Here is a 26,995-nt window from a genome sequence, read left to right as displayed (position 1 = left end):
GCCTATTTTGCCGCGCAGTAGTCCCGCACTACTTGCAATGCTGCGGGAATGGCAGCGACATCGACACCACCACCCTGGGCCATATCGGGTCGACCACCGCCTTTACCGCCAACTGCCTCTGCCGCCAGTTTCATAATTTCACCGGCCTTAAAGCGAGCCGTTAGGTCTTTGGTCACCCCCGCCGCCAATGCCACTTTGCCGCCATCGTCCGCCGCGAGCAGTATCACACCAGAACCTAGCTTGTTTTTAAGCTGATCGAGGGTGTCTCTTAGGGTTTTTGCGTCAGCGCCGTCTAATTTGGTCGCCAACACCTTAATACCCGCAATGTCTTCTAGCTGGTTAAGTAAATCGTCACCCGTGGAACTCGCTAATTTACCCTTCAGTGCCGACAATTCTTTTTCGAGCTGCTTTTGCTGAACAAGCAACTGCTGAATCTTATCGCCGAGTTTGTCACGGCCGGTCTTAAGCAAACCTGCCAATTGACCCAATTCACTTTCGGCTTGCTCAAAAGCGGCGAGCGCCGTGGCGCCAGTCACCGCCTCTATGCGGCGCACACCGGCCGCAATGCCCGACTCAGCAACAATACGCATCAGACCAATATCGCCAGTACGCTGCACATGCGTGCCGCCACAGAGTTCGACAGAGAAATCGCCGCCCATGCTAAGCACCCGAACTTCGTCGCCGTATTTCTCGCCAAACAGCATCATGGCGCCGCGCTTAGCCGCGCCATCCATATCCATAATTTCGGTCTGCACAGCGCTGTTTTCACGAATTTGCTGATTCACCAAGGCCTCAATGTCAGCGAGCTGTTCTTTGCTCACGCCTTCAAAATGCGAGAAGTCAAAACGCAGACGCTGGGCATCCACCAACGAGCCTTTCTGGCCAACGTGCTCACCCAAAACTTGGCGCAATGCCGCGTGCAGCAAATGCGTTGCTGAGTGATTCAATGCCGTGGCTTGGCGAATATTATTGTCGACTTCGGCGTGTAAACGGTCGCCTTCGTTAATTGCGCCGCTAACAACCACACCGTGATGTAAGTGATGACCAGCCGACTTATGGGTGTCACGCACTTCAAAGCGCACGCCATTGGCGCTAAGCACACCGGCATCGCCGGCCTGTCCGCCAGATTCCCCGTAAAACGGGGTTTGATCCAGAATGATGACGCCAGCGTCACCCTCTTTTAAGGACGTTACCCGCTGACCATTTTGCAGTAAGGCAACAACTGCGCCCTCGTCAACTAGGCTCTGATAGCCACAGAATGCCGTTTCGCCGTCAATATTAAGCTCTGAACTCAAGTCGACTTTAAAATTAGAGGCTGAACGCGCGCGCTCGCGCTGGGCATTCATCGCTTGCTCGAAACCGTCCATATCCAGACTCAAACCCTGCTCGCGAGCGATGTCTGCCGTGAGGTCAACGGGGAAGCCATAGGTGTCGTAGAGCCGGAATACGGTGTCACCGGGAATCTGCTTGCCGCTTAAATCCTGCAAATCTTGCTCAAGAATTTTCATCCCCTGATCGAGGGTTTTGGCAAACTGTTCTTCTTCCTGCAGCAAAACTTTTTCAATTTGCGCCTGACGAGTCACAAGCTCTGGATAGGCTTCGCCCATCTCCAGCGCCAAGGGTGCCACCAACTTATGGAAGAAGGCTTTCTCGGCGCCCAGTTTATTACCGTGACGGGCAGCGCGGCGAATAATCCGCCGCAATACATAGCCACGACCTTCGTTTGAAGGAATAACGCCATCAGAAACCAAAAAGGCGCAAGAGCGAATATGATCGGCAATCACGCGCAGTGAAGTGTGTTCGATATCACTCACATTAAGCACGGCGGCGGTGGCTTTGATTAAGTTCTGGAACAGGTCAATTTCGTAATTGCTGTGCACGCCCTGCATTACCGCAGAGATACGTTCCAAGCCCATGCCGGTATCCACCGAGGGCGCTGGCAATGGCGTCATAGTGCCATCGGCGTCGCGGTTAAACTGCATGAACACGTTGTTCCAAATTTCGATATAGCGGTCGCCGTCTTCATCCGGACTGCCCGGCGGGCCACCCGCGACGTCGGCGCCGTGATCGTAAAAAATCTCGGTGCAGGGGCCGCAGGGACCGGTATCGCCCATCGACCAAAAGTTATCAGAGGCGTATTTACCGCCTTTATTGTCGCCGATGCGCACCATGCGCTCGGCGGGCACACCCATCTGTTCATTCCAGATTTGGTAGGCTTCGTTGTCGTCCGCGTAAACGGTAACCCAGAGCTTTTCGGCGGGAATTCCCATCCACTCGGGCGAGGTCAAAAACTCCCAAGCAAACTTAATGGCATCGTGTTTAAAGTAATCGCCAAAGCTAAAATTGCCCAACATCTCAAAAAAGGTGTGGTGGCGAGCGGTGTAGCCGACGTTTTCCAAATCGTTGTGCTTGCCGCCCGCGCGCACACAGCGCTGCGAGCTCACCGCGCGAACATAGCCGCGTTTTTCTCTGCCCAGAAAGGCGTCTTTAAACTGCACCATACCGGCATTGGTAAACAGCAGCGTTGGGTCATTACCCGGCACCAGCGAACTGCTGGCCACGTGGGTGTGAGCCTTGTTTTCAAAATAACGAATAAAGGCTTCGCGAATGGCGGCGCTTTTCATGGGAACTCTCTCACTCCGTGGGCAACAACGGCTTTTACCGCCACACCCACTGCTTATGTAAGCACGGCGTAAACGGCGGTAAAAAAACGGCAAGTATAACGAAATTAGTGGGGCGTGTATTCAGACTTACAAGCCCGAAAATGACACCGCATTTCAACCTACAGGCTTGTTTAGCCTAGTTTCTCATCGGTAGTCAAAGCCCGCGCTTCTGATTCCAGCATTACCGGAATACCATCGCGAATGGGGTAGGCTAAACCACTGGCCTTGCAGACTAGCTCATTGCGTTTCTGGTCATACTCCAGCGGCGCCTTACTGACTGGGCACACCAATATTTCTAGCAATTTCTTATCAATCATCTTCTACCGCTCTCAATGTATGTCTGTCTTTTGTTTGCCCACTAATGGTGGTGTTTACTATTTAGCTGGGGGGCATCGGCCCCATAAGCAGCGCCGGATCTAAGCGCTGCCCAGCCCAATTCATTCGCCAATCGAGATGAGGACCCGTGGCTCGCCCTGTGGCGCCAACTTCGGCAATAGCATCGCCCTGTTTCACCTGCTGTCCGACCTCAACCAATACCCGACTTAAATGGATAAAGGTCGATGAAACCCCCATACCATGATCGATAATTAAGGTACCGCCCGAATAAAACATATCGGGATGAGCCAAGGTGACGACACCATCAATAGGCGCGGATACCTTGCTACCCGTGGGCGCGGCGATGTCCAAGCCATAGTGCGGGCGACCGGGGCTGCCATTATAGACACGCTGGGAGCCGAATACACCCGTGATGGGGCCAAGCACTGGCCATTTAAAGGTTTGAGTGAAATCTTGGCGGGCAAAATCCTGCTGCCGAGCCCTAACAACCAAAGCGGTTTCTTTGCGAATGCGTTCAAGCACTGATGCTGGCGGCGTGACCGTTTCTTGAGGCACCCCGGTGATACGCTGAATATCATATTGACGCTGAGCAATGTTCAAGGTCTGCTTTTCGCACATGGCCTCAGCACGGCAAACCTCCAAGTGGGATACGGGCTTGGCGTCGCGGTCAAAACCAAAGACGAAAATACCGTTGTCTGCAATTTTCAAGGATTTACCATCGAGCTTTACTGAGCTGGCCCCAGCCACCTCGCCCCACAACAAACCACCTTGGCTTAATTGGCCGTGCAGCGCCACGTCTGCCTGTGCACTGAGACTCGTCGTCACCATCATCGCTAGGGCAAATTGCACCATCGCCACACATTTATTCATTACCCGCTATCCTCTGTCAGTGTTCGCTGCGCTACCATAGCGCGTTATTATTCGCTAAAACAGCAGGCAAGTACCCCCTATGTCACGTTACCGCCCTCCTCGCGCCAAAGGCTCGTGCTACATTACCCCGGAAGGAGAGCGCCGCTTGCGCGATGAAGTTCGTCAATTGTGGAAAATTGAACGCCCCCAGGTCACGGCCAGTGTTCATGAGGCTGCGAAAAATGGCGATCGTTCCGAGAACGGCGACTATATTTACGGTAAACGACGCCTGCGGGAAATCGACAGCCGCGTGCGGTTTTTAACGAAGCGCCTAGAAGAACTGACTGTCGTCGCTGAAATGCCCAGCAATCGAGATAAAGTGTATTTTGGTGCCTGGGTAAGCTTAGAGGACGACGACGGCAAGGAATTTGAATATCGCATTGTTGGCCCCGATGAATTCGACCTCAGCCAAAACACCCTATCCATGGACTCGCCGCTCGCCAAAGCCATGCTAGGCAAATCACTGGACGACGAAGTAAAAGTAGTCACACCAAAAGGCGAAACGCTGTACTACATCACCGCCATTCGCTATCAAAAGTAGCCATGCTTAAACGGGCTTATTTTGCCACCCGCTAGAGATCATCATACGCATAGCCTATGATGGCGACGACTTTCACGGAGAGCTTTAATCATGTTTTTACTATCCTTAATATGGGCTTGGACGGCATGGAACATCTATCGCCCCTACCGACGCAACCCTGAGCTATTGGGCGTAATCAGTTTTATTTTTGGCGTCATTGTTGGCGAGTTCGGCCTTCACGTCATTGCCGTAGAAGTCGCATTAACCGTGCTCATTATACTATTTGGCGAACTCAGCGGCCTCGGTGATGCCTTCGGACTAACCATTGCACTCGGCAGCTGGCTGGCGATTGGTGTATTCTATTTCCGTGCCCAGCGCGCCGAGCCCATCATGGCGCAAGCCGTGCGAGATGCCCTCGGTCTAAACCCAGATCAGCCACTCAACACCTCAGATTCACTGCAAATCAGCCCCGACTTCAAGCGTTTACTCAAGCCTTTCGCCTACCGCTTACCCGGCGTAACCCGACACAAAAACATTGAATACTGCACGGTAAATGGTCGCTCGCTAAAACTCGACATTTACCATCGCGACGACCTACCAGAGAATGCCCCCGTGCTCTACCAAATGCATGGTGGCGCGTGGTTAGAAAACTGCGGCAGTAAAAATGAGCAAGCCCTACCCCTAATGAACCAATTGGCCGCCAATGGCTGGGTATGCGTTGCAATTGAATACCGCCTCAGTCCGGGCTCAACGTTTCCAGAACATATTATTGACTGCAAGCGCGGACTTAGCTGGGTAAAAGACTATATTGCCGACTACGGCGGCAACCCAGATTTCGTTATTGCCACCGGCGGCTCTGCTGGCGGCCACCTGTCTACTTTGCTCGCACTCAGCGCCAATGCCCCTGAGTTTCAGCCCGGTTTTGAAGACGCCAATACCGAGGTACAAGGCTGCGTACCGTTCTATGGTGTATACGACTTTTTAAATAGCCAAAACCAGCGCAGTGCCGGTGAATCCTTAAGCCAATGGATTTCAGCCAAAGTGTTAAAACAAACTCGCGCGGAAAAGCCCGAACTCTGGCGTCAGGCCTCCCCGTTATATTGGGTACACAAAGACGCGCCGCCCTTTTTAATTATTCATGGCGAGGCCGACACGCTCGTACCGGTCGCGGAATCTCAGGAACTCTATAAAGCCTTGCAGGCGATCTCGGAGCAGGCTGTTGCCTATGCGGAACTGCCCGACGCCCAGCACGCCTTTGAAATTGGTATTTCGCTGCGCACGCAAATTGTGGTTAATCAATTGTGCGTGTATTTAGACGAGCTTTATCGTCGCCATCTGCAGGCATTATCGGTGCAGGCAACAGCGGATGGAGCTGACGTTGATAAGGCCATAATTGATGACGTCGCGGAACGTAACGCAGACGTAGAAGCCCAGACCTAAAAACCCTGTCGTAGGCAAAAATCCGAAGGCGCGTGAAATTTCAGCGCCTTCGGTTCATCTCCTTAAAACGGCAGCCACGACTTTTTACGGGTGTAATGCACATAACCGACACTGGCACCGGCACGCAAACCAACACCGGTCCTGATCGGCGCCAAAATCATCTCGCCACTCTGCTGGTAGTTAACGCCCACCCCCGCCACCACGTAAAAACTGCCGTCCACACCGGGGAAGCGCTGCATAAGATCCTCTGTCGATTTCAAATGGTAAACAAGGGTAAAGACCTTGGCCGCATTAGCCCCCATATCAAACCCCAGCGATGGCCCCTGCCAAAATATTGGTTCTGGCGCACGGCCCGCCAATTCGACCTCACCCTGACCATAGCGAACGCCAATACCGATGGCCGCCGACACTTCTTCACCATAAATAACCGCATTGGGACTACCCTGTTCGGCAAACAGCTTTTCTATGGCTTTGGCCAAGCCCGCAGTAGTTTCGCCAAAAAAGCCATCGGCCTTGGCCAAAACCTGCTCCTTAGTGAAACCAACGCTCGCGCTCGCGCTGGCATCCGCAGACGCAGCCAATGCAGCCGGCGCGCTAAGCAGTAGTGCGAGACCAGCACCGAGAAAAACCCGGTAGGCATTACTCAATAAATGATTATTCTTCATTGCAAACTCCCTTGATTAACATCCCCTGCTCGTCGATTCACCCGCCAGCGCATTCGCCATTGCGAATTAGGAGACAGTAGGCATCGACGCAAAAAAATCCTTGGTAACACCGTTAAATTGACTGAGTAATATATGTGTTTTTAGCAGTGCAGCAACACTAATAGCATCTGTTATACGCCCATCTAGGGCCATTGCAACAGCCTCAGTGAGCGGTAGCCGCGCCACTTGAATATCTTCTGTCGCCTCTAGGCACTGCTCACCCTGACTCAAACCCGCCGCAATAAAAACCTCAGCGCATTCGTCGGTAACCGAGTTTGAGGTGTGCAAATTTTGCAGCGCAAACCACTGCACCGCCGACAAACCAGTTTCTTCCCGCAGTTCGCGGCGCGCCGCGTCAAGGGGGTTACCGGCCAATGGGCAACCGCCCTCTGGAATTTCCCAGCTGTCTTGCGCTAGCGGGTAGCGGTATTGTTTCACTAAATAGGTATAGCCCTCGTCATCAATAGCCACGATTCCAACAGCAATATTTTTAAAGCATATCTTGCCGTAAATCCCGGCTGTATTGGCTGGTGTTTTCACCTCGTGATGTTCGAGGCGCAACCAGGGGTTCTCATACACTTGCTGACAATTAAGCTGCTGCCAAGGGCCCAAGACTTTACTCATTTGTTCTCCAGAATACGGTGTACTCGCGCCCGTAATCGCGGCACGACCTCGCCATCAAACCATGGATTGCGCTTTAACCACAGCTGATTGCGCGGCGAGGGATGGGGTAGCGGGAAAAAACGATGGTTTGGCGGATGTTGAGCAACCCGCTCAGTCAATGTGGAGAAGTTATCACGCAAATAATAGGCTTGAGCATATTGGCCAATAAGCAGCACCAGCTCCACCTTGGGCATGTGGGCCAATAGACGCTCATGCCACAGCGGCGCGCACTCTTTGCGCGGCGCTAAATCACCCGACTTAGCTTTGCCGGGATAACAAAAGCCCATGGGCATAATGGCAAGACGCGGATCAGCATAAAATTGTTCGCGGTCCATTCCCAGCCATTGCCGCAGACGGTCACCAGAGGGGTCATTCCAAGGAATGCCAGTTTGATGCACCCGAGTACCAGGCGCTTGACCAATAAGCAAAATTTTTGCAGCAAAATCGGCGACAACCACAGGCCGTGGACCGAGTGGCAAATACTCAGCGCACGCTGTGCACGCGCGAATATCGGCGAGCAAATCACATAGAGATTCCATGCCCCATTGTGCGCCGCATAAAATCAACTGGGCAAGTATCACCGGCCAATTTTATTCGGCGGTGCATTTTAATAGTACTCTACTGGGCCGCCAACCATGATATTCCTAGGGCATCGATCACTTCTACCGATAAACGACCGGTCGCTAAACCCTGGGACTTTTGGTAATCATGAATTGCTGCCAAGGTATATTTACCCAACACCCCGTCGAGTCCACCCGTGTCGTAACCCTTAGCGCGCAGCGCACGCTGAAGGCTATAGACCAAATCTTTGCTCACCTCGCGCTCACAGGGAATCATCCGCCAATCCAAGCGCGCATCAGCAACTTTCTCGCGATAACTAAAGCTTTTATAGATTGGCGCAATGGGGTGGCGCACTTCTTTTTCTGGCGCTATTTCACGCTGCACGGTAACCGTCTTGTACTTGGCAGGCACCACTTCCTCAATGGTGTGCTCGGGAACATCAACCACGCGCTTGCGTAAAGTCTCATACACCGGCGGCGTCACTTCCTTGCGATACTGGGCTGGCGCAACTAAAACCTGCTTACTTATTTTCTTGTATGTTGCCGGAATTCGCCGCTGATGAACTATTTCACCGGTCTCTTCGTCAATTTTTTCAAGCTCGCCCCGGCCTCGCTGCCAAACCAACTCCTCCGGAGAGACGATCACGTCTTCCAGTACGGTTTTGTACTCCGCCGCGTTAACCAGCACTTGCTCACTCCGCGCCGGCAGCACCTCAGTGTGCTCTTCTAGCCATTTATACGTCGCTGGCACTACCGTTAAACGTATATGCTCTTCGCTGACTAACACCTGCTCATTAAACATGGCATACGTCGCCGGCACGGTCTCAATGCGTTCACTGGCCTCCTTCACTACCCGTTGTTCAACGCGACTCACATAAGCCGGTGGCAGCAGCATACGAGCATAGCAGCGCCCCGTTTCCGCATTTGGCGGAATGGCCGGCAACTCATCGCCACTGCTCACAGTGCGAGCCTTCATTTTTTCAATTTGGATCATTGCGTCGGCTAACGCTGACTCTAACGAGGAAATTCGGCCTTCTTCGGGGCTGTATTCTGGCGGCACTTGGCCACCCATAGGGACCGCTACCGGCATGCAGGCACTGAGCAGTATCGTCACTCCCAATGCACTGAGCCTTGCCTTAACGCCACACCTTTCTTCAAAGCCCACTACCACAGCACCGCCCTCGCCCCAAACACCGATAAGCGACTATCTTATAACGCCTACACTCAGGGATTCGAGGCTATCACCACGCCAAAACACGGTAAATTGCGTTAAATAAGGCGCCTGCGACACACCCCTGCCAGATGATGTAACTAAAATTGCGAACACACTCAATTTACGTCGAGCCAATGGATAAAAACCAAACAACCGGTTCCTCAGAAAAATGCCGTAATTCGCGCAATGAATAAACGACGATCTTCGCGTATAAAGCCTGCCGAACAGGGAAAATTGCCAAGGAAACCCACGCCCCTTTATGGTTTAATGACCGCCGCAAATTAGACGACGCAGGCAGCCCTTCGCATGACCCACAATCTTAACGCCCTCTCCCAAAGCAGTGACTTCTTGAGACGTCATATTGGTCCAGACGACGAGCAAACCAATGCGATGCTGAGCGCGCTTGGCGTAAGTTCTTTAGACGAGTTAATTAAGCAAACGGTTCCTGCCGCCATCCTGCGCGGCGACATGCCGCTACCTGCGCCGCAAAGCGAAACTGCGACACTGAATCGTCTGCGCGAGATCGCCAGCAAAAACCAAATTGCCCGATCTTTTATTGGCATGGGCTACTACGACACCATTACCCCGCCGGTCATTCTGCGCAATGTATTAGAAAATCCAGGCTGGTATACCGCCTACACGCCCTATCAGCCAGAAATTGCCCAGGGCCGCCTTGAAGCCCTGCTCAATTTCCAGCAAATGATTATCGACCTCACCGGCCTCGAACTCGCCAATGCCTCGCTGCTTGATGAAGCCACCGCTGCCGCCGAAGCCATGGCAATGAGCAAACGCGCCGTGCGCAAGAACAAGAGCAATGTGTTTTTTGTGGATCGCAGCTGCCATCCTCAAACCCTCGCTGTACTGCAAACCCGCGCCCTGCCACTGGGTTTAGAAATACATATTGGCGATGCTGAAAGCGAGCTAGCCAGCACCTCCTGTTTTGGCGTGTTGATTCAAAATCCCGCCAGCAATGGCGAGATCCGCGATCTACGTCCCATTACCGCTGCGGCCAAAGCCCAAGACGCATTAACGGTAGTCGCCACCGACATTATGAGCCTGCTACTGGTCACACCACCCGGCGAGCAAGGCGCCGACATTGTGGTCGGCAATACTCAGCGCTTTGGTGTACCCATGGGCTTTGGCGGCCCCCACGCCGCGTTCTTTGCCACCAGCGACAGCTATAAGCGCTCTATTCCCGGCCGCATCATTGGCGTTTCGGTAGACAGCCGTGGCAACCAAGCCCTGCGCATGGCCATGCAAACTCGGGAACAACATATTCGTCGAGAAAAAGCGACATCCAATATTTGTACATCCCAAGCCCTGCTCGCGATCATGGCGGTGTTCTACGCTATTTATCACGGCCCCGATGGCCTTAAAACCATCGCGCTGCGCATCAACCGCATGGCCGGTATTTTTGCCGAGGGCCTCAAGCAATTAGGCTTTGCCAGCAATACCAACTTCTTCGACACCCTCACCGTGCAGTGCGGTGATAAAGCTGCCCAGCTAGCAAACAAGGCTGAAAGCGAACTGCTTAATTTGCGCCGCGGCGCAACCGAACTCGGCATTAGCTTTGACGAGACCACCACCGCTGCCGACATTGAAAAACTGTGGGCGGTCTTCGCCGGCGACAAAGCGCTACCATCGGTAGCCGCAATCGACGAAGGCCTCTCAGCATTACCGGGCATCCCAAGTGAGCTTCAGCGCCACAGCAGCTATTTAACGCACCCGGTGTTTAATCAGTACCACTCCGAAACCGAAATGCTGCGCTACATGAATCGCCTTGAGCGCAAAGACATCGCCCTCAATCATTCCATGATTGCACTGGGCTCGTGCACCATGAAGCTCAATGCCACCACCGAAATGCTGCCCGTAACGTGGCCGGAGTTCGGCCGCATCCACCCCTTTGCACCCAGCAGCCAAGTTGCCGGTTATTTGCAACTGGTCGACGAACTCGAGCAGCAGCTGATTGCCTGCACCGGCTACGACAAATTTTCCATGCAGCCCAATGCGGGCTCGCAAGGTGAATACGCCGGCCTGCTCGCCATTAAGCGCTACCACGAAAGCCGCGGCGACTTTAATCGCGACATCTGCTTAATTCCCAGCTCAGCCCACGGCACCAACCCTGCCTCTGCCGCCATGGCGGGTATGCGCGTGGTGATTGTTGGCTGCGACGCGCTAGGCAATGTCGATATCGATGACCTGCGTGCCAAAGCCGAACGCCACAGCGAACAACTGTCGGCACTAATGGTGACCTACCCCTCAACCCACGGGGTATTTGAAGAAGGCATTCGCGAAATTTGCGACATCACCCACCAGCACGGCGGTCAGGTCTATGTCGATGGCGCCAATATGAACGCCCTTGTCGGCTTGGCTGCGCCAGGTGAATTCGGCGCCGATGTTTCGCACCTAAACCTGCACAAAACCTTCTGTATTCCCCACGGCGGCGGCGGCCCCGGCATGGGCCCGATTGGCGTTAAAGCGCATCTTGCGCCGTTCCTGCCAAGCCACCCGGTATTTCCGGTAGAAGGCCTAGCAATCACCAACGACACAGTTTCTGCCGCCACCTACGGCAGCGCGGGCATACTGCCAATATCGTGGACATACATTGCCTTAATGGGCGCCGAGGGCCTAAAGAAAGCAACGCAAGTGGCGATAATGAGCGCCAACTACGTGGCCACTCGCCTCAATGACCACTACCCCGTGCTTTACACCGGCCGCAATGGCCGTGTCGCCCACGAGTGCATTATTGACCTGCGCCCCTTAAAGGAAAGCACTGGCATTAGCGAAGAAGACATTGCCAAGCGCCTAATGGATTACGGCTTCCACGCGCCAACCATGTCCTTCCCTGTACCGGGCACATTGATGATTGAGCCAACAGAAAGCGAATCCAAACGCGAGCTCGATCGCTTCTGCGACGCCATGATTCATATCCGTCGCGAAGTAGGCCGTGTCGAAAGCGGACAACTCCCCACTGACAACAATCCGCTGGTCAATGCCCCCCACACCTTAGCGGATATCATTGCCGCAGACTGGGATCGTCCTTACTCAAGAGAAGAGGCTGGATTTCCGGTTGCGAGCCTACGTGACAATAAGTACTGGCCAACCGTAAACCGTATCGACAATGTGTTCGGTGATCGCAATTTAATCTGCTCCTGCCCACCAATTGAAAGCTATCTTTAGCTTCAAATCCCTCCCGTTGTCTCCATGGATTAAAGATTGTATAAATTGGAATAAGTTTGTATAAATTGAGCGTCTTAATTGGATTAAAGATTGTAGTTTTTACGACTGCAACTCTTTGATTCAATTAAGAATCTGCACTAAACCTCAAGGTTTATGATTGCGGAGCACTTTGCGATATACCTGTTAATCGCTAAGCCGGGCACCTCAGGAACACGGTTGAACGCGAAATGTGTCTAATCTACCTCGCCCAAAGCGGGTCGCTGCGCGACCTTTTTAGCGACTTCCTCTAGATCAAAGCATTTTAGTGACCAAGAACTAATACTGAGTCCGCACCCATATAATTTTGCCTGCGGTTGGTAGGTACGAACTTCCTCTATTAGCTTCAAGGCCTTTTCAGGGTTTTAAAACTCTGAACGAACACCGATGTATATCTAACAATCGACGTGGCTCTAGCGACTTCATCGCCGATTCTGTCGAGCATCATGCGTTCGACACCGGGCATGGGCGAATCGCCCCAGCGGTAGTCTCCTGGAGGACAATACGCTGTTTGAAATCAGCGTGAATGTAAGCGGTCATGGACAAGCCTCACAGAAACAAAAAGATCATTAAAGATGTGTCGCTGGGTATCAGACACCCACGATATCCAGTAACAAATGTGTACGCCGTCATGCCGTCAGACTTAATCGTTCGCTACAAAACTGGCGAAATCATTGCCATCGCTGTCAAGCCAGAGAATCAATTAAGCAAAAAGCGGGTTAAGGAGAAGCTCGCCATTGAGAAAGCATTTTGGGAGGTAAATAACACTAAATGGTCTGTATTAACCGATACAAAGTTGCGTATACAGCCTGTAAAGACACTACATAAGCTTCACTCGTTCTGGAAGCTAGACGAAGCATTAATTCCGATTGCGCATCTTTGGGTACGCGCCTTCTGCGCTCTTCTTATTGAGAATCCACAAGTTCGTGCGTCATCACTAATACGCGAAGCCGCGAAAATGACCGGAATTGAGGAGAATCAGGGAGATCGCATATTCCGCTACTCGCTTTGGCATAAACATTTATTGATGGATTGGAATCAGCCCCTGCTGCTGAACAAGTCTGCTGCTACGCTTGGATTGAAATCAAATGTTGTCGGTTAATTCTGTGCTTGTCCCGGCGGAAGCCAATGTCGAAGTAACTTTCACAAGTAATATGCTCGTCGTGTACATCGACCGTCATAGCAAACAAGTCTGCTTACTCCCCTTAGATGAAAAACGGCAACGAAAGCCAAAGCCGTATCCTTTTAAGGTGATTGCTGGGTTAGTGGAGGCGGAAGCAGTCATTAAGGCGCAACTCGACATTCCAACGTACCACCTGCTTGAAGACAGCAGCTTTACAACATCAAGAATAGTGAAGCGTAATGAACGCTACCAGATTATTTCGCCAATAATTAGTGAGATTCATAGGTATATGTTCCCGCGCTACGGCCGGAGCATCGTTGCGCAGGTAGCACAAAAAACAGGCATGCAACCCACCGCTATCGTAAGACTCATGAATATGTGGTTTTACGGCGGCCAAACAATCAATGCTCTTTTGGGTGACTATAGCCAAGTAGGTATTACCTCTCCTGGCAAGAATGCACGTAAAGTCGGTGCCAAACGTAAAAACAGCCCATTCGTCGGGCGCGCAATAACTGAACAGGACATAGCAAAAATTCGACGATTTCTTAATAAATATGTACTTACCAGGAAAATCGAGGAGCAAATGACCTTACAAGGAGCATACGATGAAATGCTCGATTTGGAATACTCTACATTATTAGTTGCGGCGAATGGACGAAAAAAAGTGGTCGCCTGGTCAGATGATGATATTCCTAGTTACAGCCAGTTTTACTATCACGCACGGAAATATTTCGACGAACAAAAGAAGTATCCGAGACAATTCCAAGTAACAGCAGCTGCTTACCAAAAAGACCACGCTGGCCGCACTGCCACCATAGAAAGAATCAACCGACCTGGTGAACTATTCCAAATTGACGAAACCCCATTCGATGTAGTGCTTGTCGCTAACCGCTTTTCAATAACCGGCCTCTGCGTGGGAAGTCCTACGCTGTACTTGGTTTACGACGTACATTCCAATTTAGTTGTAGGTATCCACTTAACACTAAATCCACCTAGTTGGGAAGGTATGAGACAGGCACTGCTGAACGCCTTCTTGCCTAAGGTGAGTTTTGTCAGCGGTATGGAATAAACATCAATGAAGAAGACTGGCCATATGGCGTACCCGATGAACTACTAGGTGATAACGCTGAACTGAGGGCAGAAATGTCGGAACTCCTAGAACAACAGTTTAACTGCAGTGTTCGATTCACTCGTGCGCGGCGTGGCGACGACAAAGGCCTCGTGGAAGGTGGATTTCCAGCCTTCCACAGAGCCTTGAAAGGTAAACTTCCTGGTTTTCAGCATTCGAAGCAAAATGACAAGGGGCTCACGGAATCGCGGTTTCGTGCAATCCTAACTATTGATGATCTTTATAAAATACTAATTAATCTAGCGCTCTTCCGAAATAAAAACATTGAGTTATCGTATGACAAACTTGACCGTGACATGCGCGAAGATGGTGTGATTCCGAAACCTCTCGCACTTTGGCGCTGGGGCTGTCGTGAACGCGGGGGGCCTAAAACATATCCACGAGACTATATCGAATCACGTCTAAAGAGTAAGGGCATGGCAACTATCAAGAAAGAAGGCGTAAAGTTCAAAGGCCTTTGGTACAACTGTGACTGGACGTTACAAAATGGACTTCAGGATCGCAAGCCCGCTGGAAATAAATCGCCTAAAGTCGTTTGCCTCTTCGATAAGAACACTACCGATACCATAACACTAGTCATAGACAAAAAATTCTATACTGCATATTTACAAGAGAGGTCACGTCGTTTTATCGGAGTAACTTTCGACGAAGTGGAGCTAGAATTTAAAGCAGAAACATACGCGATAAAAAAACGAGCGCAAGAGCTTCGAAGCGCGAAAGCTACATTGAATACTGAGATCAGGGATATCGTCACGTCAGCTAAGGAAAAGATACCGAAAATAGTTAAAGCCGAACGTCGCGGCCAAAACATACGCAAAAACCGGAAAACGGAAGCCTCGATAGAAACGGCTATCCTAGGCAAAGCTGCCAACAAATCCAACAAAAAACCAGGCCCAACCGAACAAATCACCGCTAAAAATCGCTCGGCGGCGCATGACGTCGCGCCGAACAAATCTCAGAAAAACATCAGCCAAGCACTGGATTCGCTAATTAGCGGGGACGACGATGATTAAAATTGCAAATGCACTATATACACCCTCGGTTTTAGCCGAGCTAAGCAACAACCCTGTAGCAGAAGCGCTGCCAAGATTACTCGAGTCAGAAGAGTTTACAAGAGGTGTCTCGCACCTCCCACTAATTAAATCAAAAGAGCGAGAACTGCCTGACCACGAAAGGATGATCGCGAGTAGCCGCTTAGGTCGATGCGTTGTCGCCACCGCCGAGTTCTATACTGTCTATCAGCGAGTCTATACATTGATTAAATCTGGCTATATTGACAAAAACCCCTTAACGCCAAAAACAACGAAATGGACGTACGACATTGCGAAGAACAGCGCTGTTTCGGAAAAAACGACCGCAGACACATTGATGATCACGGGAATATCCGGCGGCGGAAAAACCACTATTCGTAATGGATTTCTAAAAGGATTTCCGCAGGTCATCGACCATACCGAGTATCAGGGTAAACCCTTTATCTTTAGGCAGCTCGTTTATATCTGTGTTGATATGCCACACGACGCATTAAGGTCTGCGCTGTGCTTAGAAATATTTCGCCAATTTGATGACCTGCTCGAAACCAACTACGCCCAGCAATATGGCAGAAAAGGCGTGAAGATTGACGATATGCAGCAAGCAATCGCGACGATATCCGCGAACCATATGCTAGGCGCAATCATTATTGATGAGTTCCAGAACCTAAATATTGGCAAGTCAGGCGGTAAAGAAGCCATCCTCAATTTTTTTGATTACCTCGCGAATATCGTAAAGGTACCCATCATTAAAATAGGAACTCCAGCGGCATTGCGTATATTCAGTGGTCAATTCCGATCCAGCCGACGCGCGGGCACTTCAGGACTCATCGAAATCCAACAGCACAGCCAAGATTCTGAAGCTTGGGAATACCTTATGAAAGCCGCTTGGCGCTACCAGTGGGTAAAAGATCCACTTAAGTTATCGGCATCATTACAAAATACGCTGTACCAGCTTTCACTTGGTATTCCATTTTGTTTGTTTCGGCTAATGGAGCTGGCTAACCAACATGCCATTACCACTGGGCATGAGGTGATCGACGAAGCTTTGCTAAAGCGCGTTTATAAACAAGAGTTCGGTCTGATCCGACAAGCACTTTCAGCACTAAGAACGGGAGACACGGCTGGCTACGAAGACTTAATGCGGTGCGATGAGCTACTGAGGGATAAGAACTCAAGCAGAAATATTGAAGAACTGTTATCTGTGGTACGCAGCCAAAAATTCAAAGGTGCTGCAGCTACGCATCTCAGTAATCATATCGAAAATGGGATCGCTGAAACGGAATTGAGTGACCGCGACCGGAAAATGGTTCTAGAACTGAAGGACAAGCTCCAGTCTGGCGCCGAGGACTGGCTAGGCAGTGTATTGATCGAGGGCGAACAGATTCCATGACTCACTTCCGCCAGGTCACATTTTTACCGAACGAACACCTATACAGCCGTATTGCTCGCTATCACCGGCTTTCCGCTAATCTCAATCCGCAGAATACGCGATCTATACTCGGCATTCCTTTGGGCACCTTCAAGGCACAGGATATATTCAATGAAACATTTGAGCTCAGCATTGCCGCTGCCATACAGCACGGTGACGACGCATTGTCACGACTGCTATCTGAGCATTCCCTATTTGGCTATTACCGCTTAGCAACCCCAAAAACGCTGATAGAGTCGAGGCTGGCGCGATGGTCAGCAGGCCGCTCCACTAGCGAAATTCAAAAACACGTTCAGAATGACCGTATCGTTGTACTCGATAAAGCATGGCAGAGCTGCCCTGATTGCGTTGTGAGCGATATCAAACAATTTGGCACCGCCTACTGGCATACCGAGCATCAGATTCCGGCCCTAGCGTTTTGCTCCACCCACCGCATACCACTATGGAGTGGATGCGAAGCCTGCGGGACAGTCTATTCCACACTAAATGATTTGCCGTTGCCGGCTGCTCCATGCGAGTGCGTGAAGGGGATTACTGCCACCACCTCTCCCACGGCTTTTCAAAGCTGGCTGTTAAGCAACGTACCAAAGCTTTTACACACTGAACACAGCCATCTAGAAACAACGATTGCGGATTTGCGCAGTGCTTTAAGTATTCCGATGAAGCAAACACCGCACTCAGTCGCGGAGATTAATAAGCTCCTTCAATCTGTTGAACACTTAGTGGGGGAAGCAACCTTAGCCCGTACATTTCTATACTACCGCGGCGGTGACACCCAGTTTCGGGGCTCTCCTAGGCCCAATTTCATCAAGGCCATTTTTTACGGCAGTTCTAGCCGTGTTCGCCATCCCATTTACTACCTGTTGCTGATGTTCGCCGCAGAGTCTTTTTCTGATTCCGCCTTATGCGAAAAAACCGCATAAACATCCCGCAGCTCTTACCAAACGAGTCCGTTGCAGGCTTCGTAGAGCGGTACCATTGGCTTAGCTGCAATACGTCCAAGCGCGCGACCCTGAGAACCCTATTTGACGCCCCTATTCGCACAGTTCACCCATTCACGCCGTTTAGAATCGCTCAATTTGGCCGCTATATCGGCGTTTCTAAGGCGGAGCTACTTCATAACCACACTGCCTATCCATTGTTCGCTTACTTTACCGATGGGGATACAAGAAAACGCATGGAACAAAGGCTACTGAATTCACCCAGAGCTAACTCGACTGCAGTGGGTGGTTTAATCCATACCCCTGAGATCGCTGCCAAACCGTTTTATTGCGGCCAATGTATAAGCAACGACATTTCAAAGTACGGTATTAACCGGCGCTTGGTAATCCACCAATTGCCCGGATTTACGGCTTGCGCCGAGCACGCATTACAACTTCAGCATTTAGATGACAAGCAGGAACACCCAAGCCCAGGACTTACGAGCGATATTACAATTTCAAAATTAGCAGAAGACCTTATTCGCATAACGCGAGCCCGTGGCTGGTTGGATGATGTACAGCAACGATACTGGTGGAAGCTTCAGACGATGCAAATGGCAACGTCTGGCCAACATATCAGGTACCACGCGATTGAAGAGGCTTTCTATCACTACTGGAGGCAGGAGAAATCCTCGGAACTAGTAGGCCTGCTGTCTGAAACATTACGATTACTGCCGCAGATTTTACATGGATCAACGTCACGCCTTCGCCACCCGATAAAACACCTGTTGATTAGCGGCTGGCTGTTTGACGGAGACTTAGAGGCTATTTACGAGATTTCGCCACCAGCGGCTAGAAAACGGCCTAAGCGGTCAAAGTCCGACAACCTAGACTCAACTGCAACGGCGCTTAGAATGCTGAGTAGTGGCTTATCTCGGCGCCGTATAGCGCATGCTACTCAGCTATCGCCCGCAATGATTATTAAAATTGCCAATGAGCACGGACTCCCCGTATCGAGAAGGCCAAAATTCCTCACCGCCACCGATCGCAAGAACATACTCAGCCTTGCCCAAAAAAATGACTCACTAGAGGAGATAAGCGCAAAGCTTGGGCTTCACGAAGCAACGATCTGCAAAATCATCGAGGAGACACCGCAACTCGTTGCCAACAGAAAGGCTGCGAGATTCGCGGCTAGGCAGCTACACCACCGCACAGCGCTTTCAAACTATTTTGGCGTATACCCGCAGGGCACTAAAACCGAGGTACGGGCGGCGTGCTATCGTTCATGGATGTGGCTTTATCGCCACGATAAGAAATGGCTAGAAAGCACATTACCTAAGTCCAAGAAAAAAGGACGAACGCGCAGAGACCGCAGTAATCGAGATGAACAGCTGACCCTCACCATCGACGCAATCCTCGCCAAAGTGAAACGTCCTCTCACATTGACGGATCTCCGGCGCCAAGCCGAATTACACGACCGTATTTACGACGAACTCAACGAGCTCCCTCAAACCCGAGCGAGGCTTAAAAAGGCAATAGACGATGGCGAGATTGATATGACCCGCTTAAAGGCACCCTCAAAATGGCTGAAAAACATTCAGACCCGGTAACTAAGAAAGCTATGCGAACGTAAAACTGCCGACCCAAGGGGCTAGTAACATGACAAAAGTACACGTACGTAGTGATGATCACCACGAATTTTACAGAGGTAAACGCGGTTGGCACCCTATCCCAGAAAACGCGGAAATGATCATTTTAGCGGGTGACATCGACATAGGTCTTGCAGGTATTACATGGGCAGCAACACTGGGAAAGCCAGTGCTGTACGTACCTGGTAATCACGAGTACTACACCCACAACATAAGCACGCTTGAGCACGAAATGCGTACCCTCGCAAAGGAAACCCGCAATGTGGTTTTTCTACAAAACGACGTATACATAATCGATGATACGCGCTTTCTGGGCACCACACTCTGGACTGACTACAACGTTTTTGGCCAACCCAAAATCGCAAAGGGTTATGCAGAGTATGGCTTGTCCGATCATCGCCTGATTACGCATGGCTATCAGTCGCCGTATAAATTTTTCGCACCTGAGGATGCTCAGAAGGTACACAATCGTTCCAAGTACTGGCTCGTGAGCGAACTTTCAAAACCATGGAGTGGTAAGACCGTTGTGATAACGCACCACGCGCCACACAGGAACTCAATTCACCCCAAATTTGCCAGAGACCACTTAACGCCGGCATTTGCATCCGATCTAACTGACATCATATCCAACTTCGATATTGAGCTTTGGATACACGGCCATATGCACGATGCTGCCGATTATTCTGTTTATGGCACGCGAGTGCTATGCAATCCTATGGGCTACCCGGGGACATCGGAGCCAGATGACTTCAACCCAGACTTGATCGTGGAAATCTGAATAGCATGACTTCTGTACCCCATAAATCATGCAAAGAGGCAGCAGCTGTATACAGCGGGTTGAGCTATTCACTGTGGGATTGGGTAGGAGCGGATTAGTAGCGATCGTCGAAAGAGCACAGGCAAGTAGATTAAGACCGGCATCCAACTTTTCAGATCCAAATATTCTTGTCCATAACCCAGTGATCATCGAAATCGCCTTTTTCGACATAATTAAATATCCATTAGGAATTCGCAGCAATTATCTTTACTTTTTGATAAAAAAATTGTATTTACAATTTTCACAAATCTTAATATCAGATAATATAGTGATGCATCTTGAATGAAATACATGGAAGTTATTTATGGAAATTATTTTTTTCCCACTGGTAGCGATATTTTTGACCTATATCCTAATAACTCGTAGTCGCATTAACTCTAAATGGAAAAAAGCGCCCATTCTCAGCGACTATATGCTCAAGCACCCGGACTGCAAGACCAGCAATGGATTGAAATGTGCGCAATGCGGATCAATAAGCATTAAAAACTGGGGTCTACTCGCCCACAACGACAAAAGACGCATTCTCTCTTTCAACCACTGCGGAACAGAGCTTTACAGAAGCCAATAGTTGATTAGCAGCATAGAAATCAGTATCTCTGCAACATGAAAAACTGGTGCAGAGTATTCTGAATACCATTTCAGATCGTACCTCTATTAAAACCAATCGCTAACGGGCGTTTCATTGGCCTCATAAACACCAATAAATTTCAAATTCATTAACTGTTGGCAGGAATAATTGCCCGTAGCCTTTACTGCTAAAACACGCTCAAATGCTTGATCAATCACGCCTACAGAGAGCCCGAGGAAGTCCACGCATCACTTAAAACCAAGTATAAGCCACCGAAGAAATTGTTAAGACAATGCCGCCGAGAAGCCCTTAAATTGTTTAAAAAATAATCATATTAAGAAAATAATCTATAAAAAAGCGATATAACATGCAGAAATACTTTTGATTATATCTAAATACTTTACAATCCAGCGCGATGCCAAATTCACCTCCGTGGCGCCAGTCAGGCGGCATTGGAAACGGTCTCAAAATCAGTGTGCTAGGTGTCTATAGTAGCCAAGGAAGTCCAACACAGCTTGCAAATATTAGGAACAGCTAAAAACATGAAAAAAACACTATTATTTTTGGGGGTATTAACCTCTCTTACTACATCAGCTGGTGATTTCATCAGTGCTGAATCACTTGCAAAAACGCATTCTATCGATCAGGTCTCGCTGGTTGCAGATCGCCTTGGTGTGCAAATTTATGATGGGCCTTATGACGGAGAAATTCCTACGAAGTCCTGCGAGGTTTCAAATGTCATGGGATGCGTCTCATATAATGCGTTGATTCCTGGTGTGAGCCTGTATGAAATCCCTGCATACGATGCGAGCCAAGATGTCGAAGATTATATTTACTATAGTGCATACAGAAATGTGATGGCTGGCTATTACACCGCCAAACCTCGCCAGGTTTATAAGACGCTGGTGTCGACACTTGGTCTGTCTCGAATGATTGAAGCGGAGATCTTCTTAATGAAATCAGGCCAGAAAGCTTATGGGCTGTTTACTGGATCAGAAAGATACAAAGACCTAGTCAACTCCGTGAAAGAGGTATATTAATCATGATTCGTATTTTATCTAAACTGTTAACCGGATCAGCATTATTTCTGCTTGTTGCTTGCGGGGGTGACGATTCAGGTCGTAAACTTTGGGATCCTGATCCAACTTGGGACAATGTCGGCGATGCTGTACGTGCAACTGACATTAGCATGACAACTAATTATGCGAAAGTTAAATCAGAAACGTTTGGAGCAGTAACCGACAGGGTGAAGCGATGGGATGTAGACCCTGCATCAAATAAATTTATCCCGGTGCAAATAAATGGTGTCTCTTTTGTAGAGGAGGCTCTCGATATTATTGAGGAGAAGTTAGGTCGCCAGCTTTTCGATAGAGAAAGCTTAGTTGGGGTAGATCCTGCAAGCATTAATTACGGTCTAATTTTCCGTGAGGGTACTGCACGAGGGCCTGGTGATGAAGCGGACGGGATCAACTGCGGGCATGTTGGAGCAAAAGATAGCAGTGTAAGCTATGAGCCTGACTGGTATGATGAAACAGGTGCGCCTCAGGTTGCTCTTAGCGTTAATATTGGCTCTCCAACTGTGGAAGGGCGTAGCTGTACAGTCAGTCTTGGTTTGGTTATCCATGAAATTTTTCATGCACTTGGAAAGAACCTACACTATGAAGGGTTTGGTGAATCACCAAGAGGGGTACCTTTGAACCACCAAAATCGGATTGCATATACAACGCTCTACAATATTTATTTCCATGACCTATTGACCCATAAAGACGATATTGTCTTACAGTTCCCCTTTGGACAGGAAGCGGCTGACGCTGAAATTGAAGGGAGAGTGGGTATTGGCTACAATCCATAAATAAACGAAGGCAAATGTATGGCTACCAATTGATAGCCATACATTTATTTAGCAGCACAACTAGTAACGATAGAGCCGCTTATACAGTATAAGCGGTGCCCGGCACTTTGAGTGCAATCCGGACACCTACCACTCACTGCCCTCCTAATAAATCGCGTTTTATACGTTGGTACTCCCCCATTCCCGTATGGCTAAATGACAGATCAAAGTGATCCGTGGTCTTATTATTTGCACCCATACCGGTCGCAACCACACAAATTGACAAGCTTTTATTTTCAACAACCAGGTAAGGAATATGATTTGACGACAAATATATTTCGCCTTCAGTAGTCTTTGCATACGTGCCATCTGGCAGCAGCTCAGTCCAAACCACATCTTCTGACAATTCAATTTTGATAAACACCATGATATAGCCTCCTATTTACATGCCGTTGGGACACGACACGCGCATTCGCTCGGAGCATGGCATGCATGATCATCACCACAGCGCATCGGATTTTTCTCCGCTGGATATGGCCCGAAATGGCTTTCATAGAGAGCCACCGTTTCATTAAAGGCAGTGTTTAAGGCGCGAGAGTCGTCGTCACCGTAAATTCCAAAATAGGGATAATGATCAATGAAACGCCCGAAAACAGCATTACAGTCATCACGATATGCACGGGTATCGAGAATATGCGCATGCCAAATTTGATCCACCTGCTTGCTCGGCACTAACGAAACGCCTGGGTAGAGCTGTTTTAACGTCAAAAAACGACGGTACTCTTTTTCCGCCAAGTCCCACGCCTCCTCCGAAATTTCACTTTCAGCGGTTTGCGTCATTTTGTGCTTTAGGCGTTCAAAATTCAGGCACTGAACCTCGAAACTTAGCAATGTATTTTCGCCAAGCATCACGGCATTAGCGGGTAGTACTTCTACACGATTTAAAGTCATCATTTCGATATTCCCTATAGGTTGGATTTAAATGCACTCTGTAATAGAGTGCTCACCTTCGCTTGATGACATGCTCAAAGTTCTGGCGAGATACTAGACAATACGGCTGCAGCAATGCGCCATATTTCCGGTAAAGGAGTCGCCAGTCACGACCGATTTTGAACCGAATAATATCGGGGGTCTGTTTAACTCGGCAGCCACCTAAGTTAGCAGCAGGAGTTCCATCCATAAGCTGACGATGCAGCTTTTGAGCGCGTTCAAGATGCCGCGTTGGCACCTCATGAGGGCAGTTTTTGAGTATATGGTGTATTGACGGCATTCTTTTATCTCCATTTCGTGGCGTTGGAGACAGTCTGCCGAGGTGCATTGCACTAAAAAGCGCTTATTCTAAAAAATCCAATAAATTCTCAAACTCGCAAGCATTACGGTACTCCCGCTGGATATGGTTAGTTAGTTGCTGCAAATACGGGTTTGAACTACTAATTTTCGCAGACGCATCGACAGCCTCTTGCAGATCGCCATTCAGGTAATGGGCCATCATGGCATCGCCGCTCTCTTGACTTACATTTTGCGCGAGCACTGTTTGAAGTAGGTCGACGGAAGTACCAAATATTATCTGCGGCAAAGTTTCGAAGGGGTTGGCCAGTTTCTCTTCACGGAGGTTACAATCGCTAGATAAAGCATCTAAAAAACGCAGCACCTCAGGCTTTATCAAGGATATGCCAACTATTGAACGACGCTCCAAGAGCAGGCCATTAAATACCCCTGCAATCTCATGGCGGTATTTATCGTCGTCAAATACTTGTTTAACTTTTTTGGGGTCAGTTAATAAAGCTTGGATAAGCACCGCATTATGTAAGGTAGTGTATTGATCGTGATACACGCGGTTAGAGCTTCGATCAACCACTAATTGGGCCTTATAATCGACTAACCCGTTTCGCATAAGGGAACTAACTTTATCTTTTAGCCCTCGGTGCTTTGACAGCTTGATACCAAAGAGCATGTCGATCGCTTGGCCCGCGGTGATTCCTCGGTCAAGATCGATCATAACAAGCGTCATCTAGCAGTCGTTCGCTACTTACAGCAACGTCATCCGCATTTTGATTTACAATAAAAGTGGCTTGCTCATACCACTGTTCATCACAGAGGCTGCGGCCACCGAAACGACGGCTATGTCCTGCATGCTCTTCCAGCATCCCTCTGCAAAGGCCAGCCCTCATAGCCTCCGCAGTCGATGTAGCTATCCCAGCCAAAAAACGTCGCTCCCCCCGTCGGTCATAAATTGCGACGTACTCTTTGCAAGCCGCAATCAATGTCGCGCCATCAACGGCGGCTGACGCACTATTCATGAGCGGTACGACTAACAACAACACAATGATACTTTTCCGAATCACGACGTCTTTTCCTCTGGTTCCAAGGGTATAGTGCCCTGATCGGATGCTAATCGCGGCGTCGCAGTATAGATATTAAACAATATTAACCCGAAACCAAAAAGCTGCCCCATAACCGCTTCAGCATTAACTTCACGCCTTCCCATAAAAATGATCCAAAATGGCAACAGGTATCCGCAGTTACTCAGTGGCAAATATAAGATACGGTGCCATTTGAGACCCACGATCATCGAGTTTTTGCAGTGGCGATATACAAAAAAGCACAGGACTGCACTGAAAAGCAGCTCTAAAATGGATAACTCAGTGATACTTGCCGTGCCTTCGAACATACCTACAAGCATGAAAGACAATATGCACGCACCAGATACGGCCAGCAGACTTTTACCTAAGAACAGGAGTGATAATCGCAAAACTTTCAAATAATCCATTTAATGTCGCTTCAATATCCATTTGGCGTATTTCATCAGGCAGGGAATCTGAATCAGACTAATTAATATATTACATCGCACCTTTAAAATCCTAATAAAATTACGTTTCAGAACCTAATTTCATACGGTTCCAACCACTCCAGCTTGCTTGACCTGCTTGACCGAAACCGACTACCTCTGCTCCATAAAGTGACCTTGCAAAAGTGATTAACCGAACTATTGCACGCCGCTATGCACCCGCGTTGAACTACAACTCTAACGTTCCGATTATTACGGCGCAGCTAAGTGAGTATATTTAATTTTCGAAATAATAAGTATTTTTGCTTTAAAATCAATAAGTTAGTTTATTTAAAATCCAATTTAAGCTAAGGTTATTTCATCTCAAATTGCATATAAAGAGAGATTACTATGCGGGATGAAGCCTCACACGAGCCAAAAATCGTTTACGTTGATATGGATGACGTGCTCTGCAACTTCGCTCAGATGTACAACGAGTCAAAAGAGAGACATCCGGAGATTGAATACCCTCATAGCGTCCCAGAGACATTTCTAAATCTAGCGCCAATGGATGGCGCAATCGAAGGGTTCCATACACTGTCGGCAAACCCCAAGCTCGATGTTTACATTCTTTCGGCTCCCTCGGTATTTAACCCGCACAGCTACACTGAAAAACGACTTTGGGTCGAGCGGCATTTAGGGCTCGACGCCGCCCATCGACTGATACTTAGTCCTCACAAGCATTTAAGCCATGGTGACTTTTTAGTAGATGACCAACTGGATGGCAGAGGACAGGAGAGGTTTTCCGGTGAACTACTGCACTTTGGAAGCCAGCAATTTCCAAATTGGCCCTCAATCGTCGATCACATTGAAATGCGCACCATCGATTTAGAGGACTACATTATTGATGTTGGCCCCGGCTGGGAGAATTCAGTAACTCAGCTTGCACATGACCTGATTGAAATGGGCTTCTCTCCATCAAGCATACGATCTCGAGATGGCGAATTAGAAATAGCTGGCAAGGGAAACATAACTTCAAAGATCGCTAATGCTATCTCAGAAAGAGCCGCAAAGCTTTCGAAGATGTGTGAGTTTTGCTTGCTTAGCGGCACCTCAATATCGGCACCTGGACGGTGTAAAAAGCACGAAAAATGACGTTATGAACACCCAGAAAATTTGTCACACAGCCAACACCAACCTTCGACCTCAGAAACAACCTAACCAATTGAAATAAAAGGACTTTATGAAAATATACATTCTTTAATCCAATTGATCATTTTTCGACCACCGTAAAATCAAAAACTTAGCGCTCACAAAACTACAATCTTTAATCCACGGAGACACCCGTAAGGGAGGGATTTTCCAGTCTTTTTCATTAAAACCCCTCCTTGCACCACACTTGATCACCTCATTTACGACTGATTCACAGAAATTTTCACATTTTTCGCGCTAACATCAAAACCTAGCTGCGCATAGTGTTGTTTTTAACAATCACATCCGTGACACT

26 protein-coding genes are annotated in these 26,995 nt (G+C 49.2%); 13 read left to right on the top strand and 13 right to left on the bottom strand.

Annotated elements, in window-relative coordinates:
- Positions 1-2: 2 nt before the first annotated feature.
- From alaS to HNQ57_RS06845, 3 genes are all read right to left on the bottom strand, one after another.
- A complete protein-coding gene (gene alaS, locus HNQ57_RS06855; protein ID WP_184461846.1) occupies positions 3-2,624 on the bottom strand; it encodes an alanine--tRNA ligase in 2,622 nt (873 codons plus the stop codon).
- A 170-nt stretch (positions 2,625-2,794) separates the two neighbouring features.
- The gene (locus HNQ57_RS06850) at positions 2,795-2,980 is read right to left on the bottom strand and encodes a Trm112 family protein (RefSeq protein WP_184461845.1); all 186 of its coding nucleotides are present in this window, start codon (positions 2,978-2,980) and stop codon (positions 2,795-2,797) included.
- Positions 2,981-3,041: 61 nt separating this feature from the next.
- Positions 3,042-3,869, bottom strand: a complete 828-nt coding sequence (locus tag HNQ57_RS06845; RefSeq protein WP_184461844.1) for a M23 family metallopeptidase — start codon at positions 3,867-3,869, stop codon at positions 3,042-3,044.
- A gap of 79 nt (positions 3,870-3,948) precedes the next feature.
- Here HNQ57_RS06845 and greB point away from each other — a divergent pair, with 79 nt between their 5' ends.
- Both greB and HNQ57_RS06835 read left to right on the top strand, forming a co-directional pair.
- Positions 3,949-4,449 carry a transcription elongation factor GreB gene (greB, locus tag HNQ57_RS06840; RefSeq protein WP_184461843.1) on the top strand — a complete coding sequence of 167 codons (501 nt, stop codon included), beginning with the start codon at positions 3,949-3,951 and terminating at the stop codon, positions 4,447-4,449.
- A 90-nt stretch (positions 4,450-4,539) separates the two neighbouring features.
- Positions 4,540-5,868, top strand: a complete 1,329-nt coding sequence (locus HNQ57_RS06835; protein ID WP_184461842.1) for an alpha/beta hydrolase — start codon at positions 4,540-4,542, stop codon at positions 5,866-5,868.
- 62 nt (positions 5,869-5,930) lie between these two features.
- Here the strand turns inward: HNQ57_RS06835 and HNQ57_RS06830 are convergent, their stop codons facing one another.
- The 4 genes from HNQ57_RS06830 to HNQ57_RS18170 form a co-directional block, all read right to left on the bottom strand.
- Positions 5,931-6,533: a DUF1134 domain-containing protein gene (locus HNQ57_RS06830; protein ID WP_184461841.1), complete on the bottom strand. Its 603-nt coding sequence runs from the start codon at positions 6,531-6,533 to the stop codon at positions 5,931-5,933.
- A 66-nt stretch (positions 6,534-6,599) separates the two neighbouring features.
- Positions 6,600-7,196, bottom strand: a complete 597-nt coding sequence (locus HNQ57_RS06825; protein WP_184461840.1) for an NUDIX domain-containing protein — start codon at positions 7,194-7,196, stop codon at positions 6,600-6,602.
- Positions 7,193-7,774 carry a uracil-DNA glycosylase family protein gene (locus tag HNQ57_RS06820; protein ID WP_184461839.1) on the bottom strand — a complete coding sequence of 194 codons (582 nt, stop codon included), beginning with the start codon at positions 7,772-7,774 and terminating at the stop codon, positions 7,193-7,195. Before HNQ57_RS06820 ends, HNQ57_RS06825 begins: the two co-directional genes overlap by 4 nt.
- 79 nt (positions 7,775-7,853) lie before the next feature.
- Positions 7,854-8,960, bottom strand: a complete 1,107-nt coding sequence (locus HNQ57_RS18170) for a peptidoglycan-binding domain-containing protein (RefSeq protein WP_184461838.1) — start codon at positions 8,958-8,960, stop codon at positions 7,854-7,856.
- A 354-nt stretch (positions 8,961-9,314) separates the two neighbouring features.
- On the opposite strand from HNQ57_RS18170, the gene gcvP reads away from it, so the two are divergent.
- The 10 genes from gcvP (at position 9,315) to HNQ57_RS06760 (ending at position 22,742) form a co-directional block, all read left to right on the top strand.
- A complete protein-coding gene (gene gcvP, locus HNQ57_RS06810) occupies positions 9,315-12,188 on the top strand; it encodes an aminomethyl-transferring glycine dehydrogenase (RefSeq protein WP_184461837.1) in 2,874 nt (957 codons plus the stop codon).
- 574 nt (positions 12,189-12,762) lie between these two features.
- A complete protein-coding gene (locus HNQ57_RS06800; protein ID WP_184461836.1) occupies positions 12,763-13,326 on the top strand; it encodes a TnsA endonuclease N-terminal domain-containing protein in 564 nt (187 codons plus the stop codon).
- A complete protein-coding gene (locus HNQ57_RS06795; protein ID WP_184461835.1) occupies positions 13,313-14,416 on the top strand; it encodes a hypothetical protein in 1,104 nt (367 codons plus the stop codon). Before HNQ57_RS06800 ends, HNQ57_RS06795 begins: the two co-directional genes overlap by 14 nt.
- 74 nt (positions 14,417-14,490) lie before the next feature.
- Positions 14,491-15,489, top strand: coding sequence for a type I-E CRISPR-associated protein Cse2/CasB (locus tag HNQ57_RS06790; protein WP_184461834.1), 999 nt, complete (start codon positions 14,491-14,493; stop codon positions 15,487-15,489).
- Positions 15,482-16,897 (top strand): ATP-binding protein, encoded by a 1,416-nt coding sequence (locus HNQ57_RS06785; protein ID WP_184461833.1) that lies wholly within the window; start codon positions 15,482-15,484, stop codon positions 16,895-16,897. Before HNQ57_RS06790 ends, HNQ57_RS06785 begins: the two co-directional genes overlap by 8 nt.
- The gene (locus HNQ57_RS06780) at positions 16,894-17,859 is read left to right on the top strand and encodes a TniQ family protein (RefSeq protein ID WP_184461832.1); all 966 of its coding nucleotides are present in this window, start codon (positions 16,894-16,896) and stop codon (positions 17,857-17,859) included. The genes HNQ57_RS06785 and HNQ57_RS06780 overlap by 4 nt, the downstream gene beginning before the upstream one ends.
- The gene (locus HNQ57_RS06775; protein ID WP_184461831.1) at positions 17,841-19,466 is read left to right on the top strand and encodes a TnsD family Tn7-like transposition protein; all 1,626 of its coding nucleotides are present in this window, start codon (positions 17,841-17,843) and stop codon (positions 19,464-19,466) included. Before HNQ57_RS06780 ends, HNQ57_RS06775 begins: the two co-directional genes overlap by 19 nt.
- Before the next feature lie 49 nt (positions 19,467-19,515).
- Positions 19,516-20,283: a metallophosphoesterase gene (locus tag HNQ57_RS06770; protein WP_184461830.1), complete on the top strand. Its 768-nt coding sequence runs from the start codon at positions 19,516-19,518 to the stop codon at positions 20,281-20,283.
- A 1,149-nt stretch (positions 20,284-21,432) separates the two neighbouring features.
- Positions 21,433-21,930: a hypothetical protein gene (locus tag HNQ57_RS06765; RefSeq protein ID WP_184461829.1), complete on the top strand. Its 498-nt coding sequence runs from the start codon at positions 21,433-21,435 to the stop codon at positions 21,928-21,930.
- Positions 21,931-21,932: 2 nt separating this feature from the next.
- A complete protein-coding gene (locus HNQ57_RS06760; RefSeq protein ID WP_184461828.1) occupies positions 21,933-22,742 on the top strand; it encodes a hypothetical protein in 810 nt (269 codons plus the stop codon).
- A gap of 133 nt (positions 22,743-22,875) precedes the next feature.
- Here the strand turns inward: HNQ57_RS06760 and HNQ57_RS06755 are convergent, their stop codons facing one another.
- The 6 genes from HNQ57_RS06755 to HNQ57_RS06735 form a co-directional block, all read right to left on the bottom strand.
- Positions 22,876-23,148 carry a hypothetical protein gene (locus HNQ57_RS06755; RefSeq protein WP_184461827.1) on the bottom strand — a complete coding sequence of 91 codons (273 nt, stop codon included), beginning with the start codon at positions 23,146-23,148 and terminating at the stop codon, positions 22,876-22,878.
- An 11-nt stretch (positions 23,149-23,159) separates the two neighbouring features.
- Positions 23,160-23,675, bottom strand: coding sequence for a glycine-rich domain-containing protein (locus HNQ57_RS06750; protein WP_221301605.1), 516 nt, complete (start codon positions 23,673-23,675; stop codon positions 23,160-23,162).
- A gap of 49 nt (positions 23,676-23,724) precedes the next feature.
- A complete protein-coding gene (locus HNQ57_RS18225) occupies positions 23,725-23,991 on the bottom strand; it encodes a ParE family toxin-like protein (RefSeq protein WP_420825304.1) in 267 nt (88 codons plus the stop codon).
- 63 nt (positions 23,992-24,054) lie between these two features.
- On the bottom strand, positions 24,055-24,720 hold the full coding sequence (locus HNQ57_RS06745) for a hypothetical protein (protein WP_184461826.1): 666 nt from the start codon (positions 24,718-24,720) through the stop codon (positions 24,055-24,057).
- Positions 24,707-25,066: a hypothetical protein gene (locus tag HNQ57_RS06740; protein ID WP_184461825.1), complete on the bottom strand. Its 360-nt coding sequence runs from the start codon at positions 25,064-25,066 to the stop codon at positions 24,707-24,709. The genes HNQ57_RS06745 and HNQ57_RS06740 overlap by 14 nt, the downstream gene beginning before the upstream one ends.
- Positions 25,063-25,491: a hypothetical protein gene (locus HNQ57_RS06735; protein WP_184461824.1), complete on the bottom strand. Its 429-nt coding sequence runs from the start codon at positions 25,489-25,491 to the stop codon at positions 25,063-25,065. The genes HNQ57_RS06740 and HNQ57_RS06735 overlap by 4 nt, the downstream gene beginning before the upstream one ends.
- A 408-nt stretch (positions 25,492-25,899) precedes the next feature.
- On the opposite strand from HNQ57_RS06735, the gene HNQ57_RS06730 reads away from it, so the two are divergent.
- Positions 25,900-26,643 (top strand): 5' nucleotidase, NT5C type, encoded by a 744-nt coding sequence (locus HNQ57_RS06730; RefSeq protein ID WP_184461823.1) that lies wholly within the window; start codon positions 25,900-25,902, stop codon positions 26,641-26,643.
- Positions 26,644-26,995: the final 352 nt, after the last annotated feature.

Origin of the sequence: Zhongshania antarctica (genome assembly GCF_014202945.1) — a bacterium.
GTDB lineage: Bacteria > Pseudomonadota > Gammaproteobacteria > Pseudomonadales > Spongiibacteraceae > Spongiibacter > Spongiibacter antarcticus.
Note: the sequence above shows the minus strand (reverse complement) of the source record. Positions and strands in the feature narration are given on the sequence as shown.

What these genes read in the sequence shown, in the direction of transcription:
- alaS (WP_184461846.1), bottom strand. Translation starts at nt 2,624, where the DNA reads ATGAAAAGCGCCGCCATTCGCGAAGCCTTTATTCGTTATTTTGAAAAC.
- HNQ57_RS06850 (WP_184461845.1), bottom strand. Translation starts at nt 2,980, where the DNA reads ATGATTGATAAGAAATTGCTAGAAATATTGGTGTGCCCAGTCAGTAAG.
- HNQ57_RS06845 (WP_184461844.1), bottom strand. Translation starts at nt 3,869, where the DNA reads ATGAATAAATGTGTGGCGATGGTGCAATTTGCCCTAGCGATGATGGTG.
- greB (WP_184461843.1), top strand. Translation starts at nt 3,949, where the DNA reads ATGTCACGTTACCGCCCTCCTCGCGCCAAAGGCTCGTGCTACATTACC.
- HNQ57_RS06835 (WP_184461842.1), top strand. Translation starts at nt 4,540, where the DNA reads ATGTTTTTACTATCCTTAATATGGGCTTGGACGGCATGGAACATCTAT.
- HNQ57_RS06830 (WP_184461841.1), bottom strand. Translation starts at nt 6,533, where the DNA reads ATGAAGAATAATCATTTATTGAGTAATGCCTACCGGGTTTTTCTCGGT.
- HNQ57_RS06825 (WP_184461840.1), bottom strand. Translation starts at nt 7,196, where the DNA reads ATGAGTAAAGTCTTGGGCCCTTGGCAGCAGCTTAATTGTCAGCAAGTG.
- HNQ57_RS06820 (WP_184461839.1), bottom strand. Translation starts at nt 7,774, where the DNA reads ATGGAATCTCTATGTGATTTGCTCGCCGATATTCGCGCGTGCACAGCG.
- gcvP (WP_184461837.1), top strand. Translation starts at nt 9,315, where the DNA reads ATGACCCACAATCTTAACGCCCTCTCCCAAAGCAGTGACTTCTTGAGA.
- HNQ57_RS06800 (WP_184461836.1), top strand. Translation starts at nt 12,763, where the DNA reads ATGGACAAGCCTCACAGAAACAAAAAGATCATTAAAGATGTGTCGCTG.
- HNQ57_RS06795 (WP_184461835.1), top strand. Translation starts at nt 13,313, where the DNA reads ATGTTGTCGGTTAATTCTGTGCTTGTCCCGGCGGAAGCCAATGTCGAA.
- HNQ57_RS06790 (WP_184461834.1), top strand. Translation starts at nt 14,491, where the DNA reads ATGTCGGAACTCCTAGAACAACAGTTTAACTGCAGTGTTCGATTCACT.
- HNQ57_RS06785 (WP_184461833.1), top strand. Translation starts at nt 15,482, where the DNA reads ATGATTAAAATTGCAAATGCACTATATACACCCTCGGTTTTAGCCGAG.
- HNQ57_RS06780 (WP_184461832.1), top strand. Translation starts at nt 16,894, where the DNA reads ATGACTCACTTCCGCCAGGTCACATTTTTACCGAACGAACACCTATAC.
- HNQ57_RS06775 (WP_184461831.1), top strand. Translation starts at nt 17,841, where the DNA reads ATGCGAAAAAACCGCATAAACATCCCGCAGCTCTTACCAAACGAGTCC.
- HNQ57_RS06770 (WP_184461830.1), top strand. Translation starts at nt 19,516, where the DNA reads ATGACAAAAGTACACGTACGTAGTGATGATCACCACGAATTTTACAGA.
- HNQ57_RS06765 (WP_184461829.1), top strand. Translation starts at nt 21,433, where the DNA reads ATGAAAAAAACACTATTATTTTTGGGGGTATTAACCTCTCTTACTACA.
- HNQ57_RS06760 (WP_184461828.1), top strand. Translation starts at nt 21,933, where the DNA reads ATGATTCGTATTTTATCTAAACTGTTAACCGGATCAGCATTATTTCTG.
- HNQ57_RS06755 (WP_184461827.1), bottom strand. Translation starts at nt 23,148, where the DNA reads ATGGTGTTTATCAAAATTGAATTGTCAGAAGATGTGGTTTGGACTGAG.
- HNQ57_RS06750 (WP_221301605.1), bottom strand. Translation starts at nt 23,675, where the DNA reads ATGATGACTTTAAATCGTGTAGAAGTACTACCCGCTAATGCCGTGATG.
- HNQ57_RS18225 (WP_420825304.1), bottom strand. Translation starts at nt 23,991, where the DNA reads ATGCCGTCAATACACCATATACTCAAAAACTGCCCTCATGAGGTGCCA.
- HNQ57_RS06745 (WP_184461826.1), bottom strand. Translation starts at nt 24,720, where the DNA reads ATGATCGATCTTGACCGAGGAATCACCGCGGGCCAAGCGATCGACATG.
- HNQ57_RS06735 (WP_184461824.1), bottom strand. Translation starts at nt 25,491, where the DNA reads ATGGATTATTTGAAAGTTTTGCGATTATCACTCCTGTTCTTAGGTAAA.
- HNQ57_RS06730 (WP_184461823.1), top strand. Translation starts at nt 25,900, where the DNA reads ATGCGGGATGAAGCCTCACACGAGCCAAAAATCGTTTACGTTGATATG.